Raw genomic sequence first — 11,165 nt, forward strand, 5'->3', positions numbered from 1 at the left:
CCACCAGCTTAGGTGTACCAGCAAGCCAAATTCATTATGAATTCTTTGGCCCATCTGAAGCGTTAACCGCTTAATAGTCTAACAAGCAAAAAAAAGCCCTAACCATAAAGTCAGGGCTTTTTTTAAACTGTAGAATTTTAATCTACAAATTTAAATATAATGTAAATTAGAACGGAATATCATCATCCCACCCGTTATTCAGCTGGCGATTGCATTCGTTAAAAATATCGAGTGAATGAGCTTAAATAACCTGAGCTCGGGATAATAAACGCCTTTCAAACAACCCTTTGTCCTGCTAACTGTGTTGAATCGACTTACAATAGGCTAGCTATTGACGCGTCAATTCGCCTTGTTAACATAACAAATGACAAGCTTGAAAGTGAGCTTGGTTAACATGCTGATTTTAAATAGCTAAGTTCATCCATTATCCCGAGTTCTGGTTAAATAAACTGGATAGCGCACATGGTCAAATCATCCTGAAACTCTGAAAAACCACAAAATTGCTTCATTTGCTGCTCTAAATACTCCAGCATAGCTTCGGGTTCATCGGGCGCTGCGCTGATGGCTTTTTCTAAGCGATCGAAACCGAATAACTCTTTGTGAGCATTTTGCGTTTCGATGACCACATCGGTATACACAAATAAGATATCACCCACATCAACACTGACCCGGTAAGTATCCCAATTTTGCTCACGCAACACCCCAATAGGAATGCCGCCTTGATCTAAGGCAACCAGCCTGTTGGCTTTTTTCAAATAGGCGTGGGGATGGCCTGCATTTGCATAAATAAGTTCTTTTCCTTTGAAGTTATAACGCAACACTGTGGCGGTTAAAAAGCTGCCGCGTGGCTTTTTAGTAAAAAAATGTTGATTGATATAATTGAGTACTTCAGAAGAACTGCTGTTTAAATCTTTTGGCTCAAAGGTGCGTAGGATGGCGTCTATCATTGCGGTTTCTACTGCGGCGGCGGGGCCGTGACCCGATACGTCAGCAATAATCATTCCGATATCGCCTCGGACATCCGGGCGACTTTTACCAAGATCAACAATGTCTAAATAATCGCCGCCAGCACCTTTCATCGCTTTATAGGTATAAGCCATTTTGACAGAACTGAGTTCGATATTTTTGTCTGGCAACATCAATTGTTGTAAGCGTGAAATCTCTTCTATCTCATCGCGGATCCACGTTTGGGCAGCGTTAAGTTGTGAAGAGACTTCAGAAAACTGGAAGCTTTTTAATTGGTACAAAAGCCTAAAATACAGCGAGCTAATATGATTTGGCTCGGTTTCTACGGGTAAATCGAGCAGAATAATGCAGTCAAACAAGCTCGATTCTTTACCAAAAGGTAGCACCCAACACATTTTACCGTCGTCATTTAATGGCAAAATTTCAGTTATATTATGTTGTAACGGCAATGCTTGAAACTGTTGATAGAGCCTACTGTAATGCTCATCACACAAGGATGAAAAATTACAGCTGACCTGGCCATTTTTTTTAATTAAGTAATAATTAAATTCACTTAATGTGACGGCCAAATTGGTTTTAAACCATAACGTTTCATCAATAATGCGATTTGCTAGTGCTCTATCTATGTTCAAGGGAAAACCTTACGTTTGGGCTAATTTAGCAGCAAGGGCTTCATTCAAACCAGAGACACCGCTTTTTTTCAAGGTACTTTTATAGTCGTTACTAAAGGTACGGATCATCGATAAACCTTCAGCAACAAAGTCGTAAATTTTCCATTCATTATTACGTTGATAAAGCTGATATGAAACCGGAATGATATTTTCTTTGGTATGAATTTCAGTGTCGACGGATGCATACACTTTTTTCTTAATGGTTTCATTGGTGTAATCAACAGTCTGATTATCATACTGTTCTAGCAACACGATATAGGTATCGACTAATACACCTTTTAATAACACCATAAATTGACGTTTTTCAGTATCGCTTGCCTCTCTCCAATACTTACCTAGCACTCGTTGTGCAGAGGCTTGTATGTCGACGTGTTTTTCAATCACGGCACTGAGTGATTGTTTTTTCTGGTCAACTGACAAGGCACTATCTGATGCGATACTAATGATATCTGCCACACCCAATTTAACCCGTGCAGTAGGCTCTTGCGCTGCAAAAGCTAAAGACGGCATGACTAACATCATGATTAAAAAAATTATTGATTTCATTATTTATCCTGACTAAACATATATTTGCTGATTAACTCTTCTATACTGATTGATGATTCTGTTTCAATAAACTCTTCACCATCTGCCATGTTAACTTCTGAGCCACCGGTAGATATTTTAACAAATCTGTCGCCGATAATACCAGATGTACGAATAGAGGCGATGGAATCATCAGGTACAGTAATCGCATTATCTAATGATATTTTAACGACAGATTCATACGCTTTAGGGTCGTAGCTAATTGATTGAATTAACCCAACTCGTACACCAGACATTTCGACAAAGGCGCCTTCTTTTAAACCTGAAGAATTTTCAAATTTAGCCACTAAGGTGTAGTTACCACTATTAGAAACCGATGCTCCACCAATGGTAATTGACATAAATACCAAAGCCCCTATCCCGAATAACACAAACAGGCCGACGAGAAAATTGACGTAATTGTTTTTCATTGATACCTCTAGTTATAGCGCTAACGAGCTAACGATATAGTCACTAAACAACATAATAATTGCACTCATTACCACCGCCTGAGTGGTGCCATTGCTGACGCCTTCAGCGCCCATATTTTTTTGATTTAGGTGTAAATAAAAGCCGTAATACAAAGGTATCCACATAATAAACAAACCAAATACCAGTGACTTTATTTGACCAACCAGCACATCTTTAAAGCTAATCGTATCCATTACACCTTGAATATACGCACCAGGACTTTCTCCTTGAATGTGTACTCCAACGATATAACCACCGCCAATGCCCACCAAGTCAAACACGGCCGTTAGCATAGGCACACAAAATAATGCAGCCAATAGTCTTGGCAGCATCACATATCGGTAACTGTTAATCGCCATGCAATCAAGCGCATCAAATTGTTGCTCGTTGCGCATAATACCAATTTCTGAACAGGTGGCAGAGCCTACTCTTGCTATCACCATTAATGCTGTCATCACCGGACCCAATTCTTTAATCAGGCTCAAGGCAACTGCCGAACCCAATAAATCCACTGAACCGAAGCGCACCAAGGTATCGTAAAACTGCAGTGCCACAACCATACCGGTAAACAGCGCGGCAACAATAATGACAATTAAAGACCGATTACCAATAAAGTATATCTGCTTAATTACTTGCTTAAATGACACCAGCCCAGTAAATAAACTGCTGATAATACGCAGTAAAAACAATGTTGCTAGGCCGACACTATCAATATTTTTACGCGTGGCAGCGCCCAAATTACTTATCGAATTAAATAAGGCGTTCATTATATTTTATCCTTATTTAACAGCCGATTAAGATAAACCTCACCATCATCTCTGTAAGTGTTTGGTTGACGGTTGATCATGTTTTGAATACGTTCATCTGGTGAGTTTTTAATCTCATCAACGGTGCCATTCGCCACCACTTCACCAGCAAACAATACCACCACGCGATCGGCAATTTTAAACACACTTTCTAACTCATGAGTCACCACCACGATGGTCATGTTCATGGCATCTCTTAAGGTGAGAATAAGCTCGTCAAGTTCAACTGCGGTCGTGGGATCAAGCCCTGCTGAAGGTTCATCAAAAAACAGTAATTTAGGGTCCATGATAACGGCCCTAGCCAGTCCAGCTCGTTTGAGCATGCCACCAGATAACTCCGAAGGCATTAGATGACCTGTTCCAGCCATGTTCATTAATTCAAGCTTCATCCGCACCATAATATCAATGGTTTGGGTATCTAAAGAAGTATTATGCTCTAAGGGTAATCTGACATTATCAGCCACCGTCAATGAACTTAACAGTGCACCGCCTTGGAAAGCCACGCCCATTTTTTTGCGTAAGTTGCGTAATTGCTTATTTTTGGCAGTAAAAATATTCACACCATCAATCATGATAGTGCCTGATTTCGGGGTTTTAAGCCCGAGCATATGGTTAAGCAAGGTACTTTTACCAGAACCTGACCCGCCCATCACCACCAGAATTTCGCCGGGGTTGACCTCTAAATTGACGTCTTTGAGTACATGGGTCTCGCCATATTGGGCAAACAAATGCTCTACTGTAATAATAGGCTTAACCATTGTTACTCACAGCACTTACTGAATCAGCTAAGTTAAACACCGTGTTCAAACGGGTTAGTTGCAATACTTGAAGCGGTGAACCATTAGCACCAACGATATGAAACTCAGTGTCGTTTTCTCTGGCTTCATTGAAGGCCTCAACCAGTGAAGCCATGCCTGAGCTATCGATATATTGTAGATGGGTGAAATCGACAATGATGTTATTTTTACTCTTAATTAATTTTATGATGTCGAGTTTGATACTGCGCGAATTGCTCAGATCAACCTCACCATAAAGCTTAACCACTTGGTAATTGTTATGTGTCTCAATTTCAATATTCATTTCATATCACTCAAATTTAACCGTCAGCTCTAGCCAATTACCTTTGCCTTTATGTGGGATAAGTCTTACTTTTTCAGCCACATAATGAATGAGGCAAAGACCTAACCCTCCCGGTTTACATAAATTGTTTTCTGTCGGAGTTAATTGCTTGTCAGTAATCTGCGAACACACATCTTTAATCACAAATAGCGCATGCTCATCATTACTGCTGACCACTATTTCTATGCAGCCCTTTTTCGACATGTGATAACCATGACGAATAACATTGGCGCAAGCCTCGTCAACGGCTAATACGATTTCATTGACTTTACCTTCGCTAAAAGGAAAATCGCGGCATGCATCTACCACAAATTCGCGAATATTTTTTAATTCACTCGTACAAGATGAAAACGTTTTGATGTTTGACATTGGCTAGTCCGTTATCTCCAAATCAGTGTTACCGTCTAATTTGTTGTCTGCAGGTGCATCATTTAATAGCTCATCATCTAATAGTTCGTCATCAAACTCTAGATCAAATTCATCTGATTCTGTCTCATCCACTTTACCGTCATTGACCAAGTGCGCATGACGCTGCAGGTAAACATCTTTAACATAACCATATGGATCTAACGATCCGTCTAATATGGGTTCATATTGCTGAAATTCAATCCGACTGTCTAAACCTTCCAGCACAAACTTTCCGGCCCGTTGTTCAAACGACAGAATAGATAAGGGATAAACAAACACATCAACAAAATCGCCAACGGTATTACGTGCAGTACTGGCACCATAAACAGGCCACATAATAAAAGGTCCGTTGCCAATACCCCAAACACCAAAGGTTTGCGCAAATGTTTCTTCTTTTTTCATTAATCCCATATCGGTAGCTGGATCAAAAAGCCCCACAAGGCCGATTGTGGTGTTGACCACAAAACGTAAAACACTGCTACCGCTGTCGGTCACTTTCCATTGTAAGAGGTTATTAACTGCGTAAAGAGGTTCACTTAGATTAGACAGTAAATTAGTCACACTTTGTCGGATCGGCTGAGGGACTTTCTCGTAGCCTTCTGCTGCTGGTTTTAAAGCGTACTTATCCATGACCTTGTAGTTAAAGTCCCAGCTTTTACGATTAACCGATTCAAATGGATCACCCGGTGTAGAGGGGTTAGCACAGCCACTAAAAAAGAGTAAAGTGACGCCAATAACTAACAGTCGACCAATTATTCCCACCCATTCCTCCGGATTTTTTAAACAAGTTATGTGCTAACCATATCGGTTTTGAGCACGATATTTTATATCGTTAGCCACATTCAAGATTGAAAATATAACATTAAAATAATGAAAACCCTCAATACATTTTTGAGTGAGCGTTCAACAATCACTTGTATCATCATTAAATCCGCTAAATAGTTCATGTTATCAAGTCAGGAATGGCTTAACCTATCTAGGTTACTTATTGAATATTGGTCGGTATTGCTCAGTTATGCTCAATTGTTGCAGAACATTACAAGCCGTTAAGAATCATTTGCTTAATTTTGTGGGCCTTTACAAAATGATCCAATTGGTGAGTGTGAATCCACCATGTTGCCGCTTCCATCAATAATTGAGGATTATCATTTTTGTTGGCAAAAAATGCATAAAACGACAAACCGACGTTATCACCTTTTGTCGCGATTTTTTTATCACAAACATCAATAATTTTCGTTCTTAATTCATCTCTCATTATTTACTCAGTCGCTTAAATAGATTTAATACCAAATGGTCTACATCATCGTTAATGCCATCAGCACCAGCAATACCTCGGTCAGCCGATTGGCTAACTGCTAATCTCGGAAAAAAGCCGTGTATAACGCCAAAATATCTTCGGCAATATTCCTCAACACCGACGGCTAATAATCAACAAAAGTGATTCTATCGACACAACCAAAGGCTTCATATAAACACGTTATATTGTCAGGTAGGTAGTAACAACAAAGTTTGTCACCATGAGCATAATGACTATTTTACCTCAAGTGATTATAGAGAAAGCCCAATTAACGGCGTAGACTCGATGTTTACTGTTTTTGTTTCAGAGAACGAGACTCGTCATGAAATTCCTTGTTGATATTCACGCGCATACTATAGCGTCAACTCATGCTTATAGTACCGTCCATGATTACCTTTGTGTTGCTAAAGCCAAAGGTATCAAGTTATTCGCCATTACCGATCATGGTCCAGATATGGCTGATGCGCCCCATTTTTGGCACTTCGTAAATATGAGAGTATTGCCTAGAATAGTCGACGGTGTTGGTGTGCTACGTGGTATTGAAGCGAATATCAAAAATGAACATGGCGAGATTGATTTTTTTGGTGATTATTTGCAAGAGCTCGATATCGTGTTGGCAGGTTTTCATGAACCCGTGTTCCCACCATCGACTAAAGAGGTTCACACTACAGCACTTATTAACTGTATTGAAAGTGGTAATGTCGACATTATTACTCACCCTGGCAACCCTGCTTATCCAATCGATATTAAGCGCGTCGCCTGTGCCGCTGCCAAACATAACGTGGCGCTAGAAATAAATAACTCCTCTTTTTTGACGTCGAGAAAAGGCAGTACATGTAACTGTATTGAAATCGCCAATGCAGTAAAAGCAGCAGGTGGATTGCTCGTTATGGGTTCTGACTCACACGTTGCTTTTAGCTTAGGCGAGTTTGAAAAAGCCATTGAGGTCATTGAAACAGTGGAATTTCCAATTGAACGCTTACTGAACCGTAGTCCCGAAGCGTTGTTGAGCTTTTTGACGGCGAGAGGTCATAAGTCACTTGATGAATACTCTGTTTTAATTGAATAAAACATTTTATATCTCAAAACTGCCACAGTGATATTTACACCATAAAGATACCGCTGGCAGAGTCAGTCTCGTTGCTTCTCTAACGTAGAAAACAAAAAGGCCTGCAAAAGCAGGCCTTAAAAGTTTAAATCAACACATTGGATTGTGTAATCTCTAGTGGAAATTAGAACGGAATATCGTCATCCCAGCCTTCGTCTAAATCTGGAGTGAAGTTTTGTTGTGGCTGTGGTGCTGGACGCTGTGCTGGGGCATTTTGTGGTTGGAAATTACCCTGAGGTGCAGCGGCAGGCTTTGGTGCATAAGCAGGTGCTGCTTGTTGCGCTGGCGCAGATTGCTGGTAACCACCACCTTGCTGGCCAGAATTTGGCTGAGCTTGGTATGCTGCATTACCTGCAGCTGGCGCAGTTTGATTGTATTGTGGTTGTGGCGGACGAGCTTGAGGAGCCGGTGCAGGACGAGACGGTTGTTGTCCCATATTTTGTCCAGCGTTTTGCCCTGAGCTTTGACCTTGCCCTTGATATTGACCACCACCGGCATTATCGCCTGAGTTGCGGCTGTCTAACATTTGCATTTCCATAGCGTTGATTTCAGTCTTATAACGGTCTTGACCGGTAGTCTGATCCTGCCACTTACTGGTTTGCAATTTGCCTTCTAAATATACTTTAGAGCCTTTCTTTAAGTACTCGCCAGCAATTTCTGCAAGACGACGATACATAACAATGTTGTGCCACTCGGTACGTTCTTGCATTTGACCTTGTTGGTCTTTCCACGACTCACTGGTCGCTATAGTAAAGTTGGCAACAGCATTGCCGTTTGGCATGTAACGAACCTCAGGGTCTTTGCCTAAGTTACCGACCAAAATCACTTTGTTCACTGAACCTTTACTCATAAAACACCTCTTTATTCTTTAAATACAATAATATAAATTCTATTTTAACCCACACTTACTATATAGTTGATTATGAGTTGTTATTTATCACCAATATTACCAAATAAGGACGTCACTGTAGAGTCACTTATTTTACGCTCTAAATTGGTAACTTCTGCTTTTGCATGTGTAAGGCGGACCTGACCGGAGTGTTTTGTCTCATACCGTTCTACAACATTAGCGATCTGTCTAACGCGTCCATCAATGCGTGAGTTCAACAGTGATGCAAGGACAAATATCTCAGACTCTAACGACTGTATAATTTGAGTATTGGAATTATCGTTAACCTTTTTGTAACTTACCTCAAGCTCGACAAACTGCCCTAGAAGTACTTGATACTCATTTGTTAGTTCTTTAATTTCAGCTCGGAGTCTTACAATCGACTCCGATTTACTTTCAATTTTCTTTGCGATAGTTTTTCGTTTTGAATTCTTTGTTGAAGCAGACTCGATCAACGCATCTAGCTCAAGCATAAAATCTTTGTGAATATATTGCTTATCGCTTTTTTTTCCATAAAGTGTCGTTTCACCAACACTTGTGCCATCAGTAAATTTTGCATTTTTAATTACCGATGATTGATTTATTTTCTCAACTATATTGTTTGTTGCTAAATCAATGACTGAAGCTCTTAAAGCCTGATAAAATGCTTCTTTCCCGTGCCGGCTTCTATTTGGTCTAAGCATTTCAACTCCAATCAATGTAGCGATAAAAGAATGTCTTTAAAACCAACATTTCTAGCAGCGCTCACAGCTGCATCAATGCTCTTAAAAACTCGAAGTTGATCACCTCTTTGAGCTGTCATACAAGCGTCTTTAGTTTTGGTTTTAGCGTTTGCTATCAATATATATCCATTGCCTAATGGTGAATAAGTAATAGTGCATCCTACGAAACCACCAACATCAAACTGCAATCTTAACTCATGTAACTTCATCAATTTATATCCAAACTTGAAAATGAAATTAGCTCATAAGTCAAAATAAAAATCCACAGTATAATGACTTGTAGCAAACCAATCAAAAACAAAAAATGCACAATCAAATTCAATTTTTGATTGTATCATCTAAACCGAAATTTGACCAATCGTATTTTGATTTTGATTTTTTTAAAAAATAAATTATTAGTACATTAGCCCGACTAAAAATTTAAACTATGTATTTTTCCTGACTATACATCATCAATCTCAGCAATGCGAAATAGGCGTGTAATTATGCCCATATAAACTAAACCACTAGTGATTTGTAAGTGCTACCCTCAGTGTCAACTTAACTTTTACAAAACATGAAACTACTTGATATTAGATCCATGTAAAAGCTGAAAACATGCGGTAAGTCATTGATAATTGTATTTCAATGCTTGTTTTCAGCTTTTACATGGATATTTAATTCGTAATTTATGCATCAAAATTTTGTTTTTAATGCTCAATAAAGAAAAAATTACCTGTTTGATCTTCTTTATAACTTCAATTAACGTATCAGCGACTGAGGTCATTACCTGCTTAGAGCAATTATGTGACCTCAGCAGCCTCTTACCCTGGCAGATTAATAGGCAGGGCGTAGTTTGTCGGACGCTTACAGTGAAGGTTTTAAATCGTTAGATGAAGCGCGTAAATGGGTCAATGAATTTGTTTATTGGTACAGCAACGAGCATCGCCATAGCAGGATTAAGTTTGTGACACCACACCAGAGCGATGGTCAAAAGAAGAGCGAAACTGGCAGCCAATAGGCGCTGCGGCGTTAAATCTAGGGCAACATAAAGACGCTGCTTAACAATTTAGGCGACAACTGTCTTGAAAAACGCCGTTAACCGCATAAGGTAATGCTCTGCTAATTCTGGTCTAAAAAATTCCAATCACTCATTGTGACCTCTAATTACACGTAATTATCTAACTCATGTATAATTATACGCAAGACAGGTAAATATGTGTAATTTGATTTACGGGTTTATTCCTATTCAATTAATTATTGTCTGAAAGCGAAGGGGACAAATGATATTCTCACTATCGCTTCCTCACCTTGGAATAGTGGTTCACACCCATCAAGACTTACATGCACATCGCCCCCCCCCCCCGGAATTCCATTTAGGATGAATTGGTTAGGCCTATTTTACTGTTGTGGTCAATATAAATTGGCCACAGGTATAGAGCTTTTCCATACGTTTTCGAACCTGAAATCAGTTGACTTTTACCACCCCGTAACTCAAAAGTGTCCAGAAATGAGCCTAGACGAGTAAATCACTTTTGCCCCAAAGTTGGTTAGTGGATTTAATCATTTAGAATATGTTCATATCGATTTGCCATAGATTTTCTCATGTAAAGATAGGGAGGCGTTTCTCACACCTTATAACTAGCACGAATGAATCTAAACTACTGGCCACTATTGATTTTCTCTACAGTTTATTCATGCTTTAATACAGTATTAGGTGATTACAGCCCTCTTCCAGACAAACAATATTTACAGGTTATCTCAATGAAGAAGAAAAATGACTTCGAAGAAAAAGAAAAAAAGCTACGTGAAAGGTTTTTAGACCAAGCAAATAGAGCTATTGCATTAAGGAATAAAGATCGAGAGTTTCACGGATTAGAGAGGGAGTTTTTATATCAGCAAGCTCAGATGACCGTTGACTATGAACGCTCAAAAGATATTCACCACGCACGTGATGTTGGTAATGTGAGAGAAACCATATTAAGAGATTTCTTGAGTAACAACGGCTGTTTGCCAAAGAAATATTCAGTTTCAGCTACTAGTGTCAGGGTTGCTTCTCCTTCAGGGCATTTAAGTCGTGAAATGGATATCGTTCTTTATGACTCTGATGAGTTGATTACTTTGATGAACAGAAGAGATATGTATGAAGTTTACCCTGTTGAAAA

14 protein-coding genes and 1 pseudogene are annotated in these 11,165 nt (G+C 39.4%); 3 read left to right on the top strand and 12 right to left on the bottom strand.

Going from position 1 to position 11,165, the window contains the following annotated elements:
- Positions 1–440: 440 nt before the first annotated feature.
- The 9 genes from H5202_RS12975 to H5202_RS13015 all read right to left on the bottom strand — a co-directional run bounded on the left by H5202_RS12975 (position 441) and on the right by H5202_RS13015 (position 6,260).
- Positions 441–1,598 carry a PP2C family protein-serine/threonine phosphatase gene (locus tag H5202_RS12975; RefSeq protein WP_182772439.1) on the bottom strand — a complete coding sequence of 386 codons (1,158 nt, stop codon included), beginning with the start codon at positions 1,596–1,598 and terminating at the stop codon, positions 441–443.
- Positions 1,599–1,607: 9 nt separating this feature from the next.
- Positions 1,608–2,183, bottom strand: coding sequence for an MlaC/ttg2D family ABC transporter substrate-binding protein (locus H5202_RS12980; RefSeq protein WP_182772440.1), 576 nt, complete (start codon positions 2,181–2,183; stop codon positions 1,608–1,610).
- On the bottom strand, positions 2,183–2,632 hold the full coding sequence (gene mlaD, locus H5202_RS12985; protein ID WP_182772441.1) for an outer membrane lipid asymmetry maintenance protein MlaD: 450 nt from the start codon (positions 2,630–2,632) through the stop codon (positions 2,183–2,185). The genes H5202_RS12980 and mlaD overlap by 1 nt, the downstream gene beginning before the upstream one ends.
- Positions 2,633–2,644: 12 nt before the next feature.
- The gene (locus H5202_RS12990) at positions 2,645–3,439 is read right to left on the bottom strand and encodes an MlaE family ABC transporter permease (RefSeq protein WP_182772442.1); all 795 of its coding nucleotides are present in this window, start codon (positions 3,437–3,439) and stop codon (positions 2,645–2,647) included.
- Entirely contained in the window at positions 3,439–4,236 is a 798-nt protein-coding gene (locus tag H5202_RS12995) for an ABC transporter ATP-binding protein (protein ID WP_182772443.1), read from the bottom strand. The genes H5202_RS12990 and H5202_RS12995 overlap by 1 nt, the downstream gene beginning before the upstream one ends.
- On the bottom strand, positions 4,229–4,558 hold the full coding sequence (locus H5202_RS13000) for an STAS domain-containing protein (protein WP_011639120.1): 330 nt from the start codon (positions 4,556–4,558) through the stop codon (positions 4,229–4,231). Before H5202_RS13000 ends, H5202_RS12995 begins: the two co-directional genes overlap by 8 nt.
- Positions 4,559–4,564: 6 nt before the next feature.
- Entirely contained in the window at positions 4,565–4,966 is a 402-nt protein-coding gene (locus H5202_RS13005) for an ATP-binding protein (RefSeq protein WP_182772444.1), read from the bottom strand.
- 3 nt (positions 4,967–4,969) lie between these two features.
- Positions 4,970–5,767 (bottom strand): MlaA family lipoprotein, encoded by a 798-nt coding sequence (locus H5202_RS13010; RefSeq protein ID WP_182772445.1) that lies wholly within the window; start codon positions 5,765–5,767, stop codon positions 4,970–4,972.
- A gap of 274 nt (positions 5,768–6,041) precedes the next feature.
- On the bottom strand, positions 6,042–6,260 hold the full coding sequence (locus tag H5202_RS13015; RefSeq protein WP_182772446.1) for a DUF6500 family protein: 219 nt from the start codon (positions 6,258–6,260) through the stop codon (positions 6,042–6,044).
- A 364-nt stretch (positions 6,261–6,624) separates the two neighbouring features.
- On the opposite strand from H5202_RS13015, the gene H5202_RS13020 reads away from it, so the two are divergent.
- Positions 6,625–7,371: a phosphatase gene (locus tag H5202_RS13020; protein ID WP_182772447.1), complete on the top strand. Its 747-nt coding sequence runs from the start codon at positions 6,625–6,627 to the stop codon at positions 7,369–7,371.
- 163 nt (positions 7,372–7,534) lie between these two features.
- On the opposite strand, the gene ssb is transcribed toward H5202_RS13020, so the two are convergent.
- The 3 genes from ssb to H5202_RS13035 all read right to left on the bottom strand — a co-directional run bounded on the left by ssb (position 7,535) and on the right by H5202_RS13035 (position 9,230).
- Positions 7,535–8,260, bottom strand: coding sequence for a single-stranded DNA-binding protein (gene ssb / locus H5202_RS13025; RefSeq protein ID WP_182772448.1), 726 nt, complete (start codon positions 8,258–8,260; stop codon positions 7,535–7,537).
- A gap of 80 nt (positions 8,261–8,340) precedes the next feature.
- A complete protein-coding gene (locus H5202_RS13030) occupies positions 8,341–8,982 on the bottom strand; it encodes a hypothetical protein (protein WP_182772449.1) in 642 nt (213 codons plus the stop codon).
- Positions 8,983–8,993: 11 nt separating this feature from the next.
- Complete coding sequence (locus tag H5202_RS13035; protein ID WP_182772450.1) at positions 8,994–9,230, bottom strand: plasmid replication protein RepB; 237 nt, start codon at positions 9,228–9,230, stop codon at positions 8,994–8,996.
- Between the two features lie 641 nt (positions 9,231–9,871).
- Between H5202_RS13035 and H5202_RS13040 the strand changes: the two are divergent.
- Both H5202_RS13040 and H5202_RS13045 read left to right on the top strand, forming a co-directional pair.
- Positions 9,872–10,065: pseudogene (locus H5202_RS13040) on the top strand (IS3 family transposase); the annotation flags it as partial.
- 699 nt (positions 10,066–10,764) lie between these two features.
- Positions 10,765–11,165 (top strand): DUF6602 domain-containing protein (locus tag H5202_RS13045; protein ID WP_220493871.1); only part of this gene is annotated, 401 nt, incomplete at its 3' end.

It is taken from the genome of Shewanella sp. SG41-4, from assembly GCF_014164505.1.
Classification (GTDB): Bacteria; Pseudomonadota; Gammaproteobacteria; order Enterobacterales; family Shewanellaceae; genus Shewanella.

Bases quoted from the DNA above. Each gene is read 5' to 3' on its own strand.
- H5202_RS12980 (WP_182772440.1), bottom strand. From the start codon at position 2,183: ATGAAATCAATAATTTTTTTAATCATGATGTTAGTCATGCCGTCTTTA.
- mlaD (WP_182772441.1), bottom strand. From the start codon at position 2,632: ATGAAAAACAATTACGTCAATTTTCTCGTCGGCCTGTTTGTGTTATTC.
- H5202_RS12990 (WP_182772442.1), bottom strand. From the start codon at position 3,439: ATGAACGCCTTATTTAATTCGATAAGTAATTTGGGCGCTGCCACGCGT.
- H5202_RS12995 (WP_182772443.1), bottom strand. From the start codon at position 4,236: ATGGTTAAGCCTATTATTACAGTAGAGCATTTGTTTGCCCAATATGGC.
- H5202_RS13000 (WP_011639120.1), bottom strand. From the start codon at position 4,558: ATGAATATTGAAATTGAGACACATAACAATTACCAAGTGGTTAAGCTT.
- H5202_RS13005 (WP_182772444.1), bottom strand. From the start codon at position 4,966: ATGTCAAACATCAAAACGTTTTCATCTTGTACGAGTGAATTAAAAAAT.
- H5202_RS13015 (WP_182772446.1), bottom strand. From the start codon at position 6,260: ATGAGAGATGAATTAAGAACGAAAATTATTGATGTTTGTGATAAAAAA.
- H5202_RS13020 (WP_182772447.1), top strand. From the start codon at position 6,625: ATGAAATTCCTTGTTGATATTCACGCGCATACTATAGCGTCAACTCAT.
- ssb (WP_182772448.1), bottom strand. From the start codon at position 8,260: ATGAGTAAAGGTTCAGTGAACAAAGTGATTTTGGTCGGTAACTTAGGC.
- H5202_RS13030 (WP_182772449.1), bottom strand. From the start codon at position 8,982: ATGCTTAGACCAAATAGAAGCCGGCACGGGAAAGAAGCATTTTATCAG.
- H5202_RS13035 (WP_182772450.1), bottom strand. From the start codon at position 9,230: ATGAAGTTACATGAGTTAAGATTGCAGTTTGATGTTGGTGGTTTCGTA.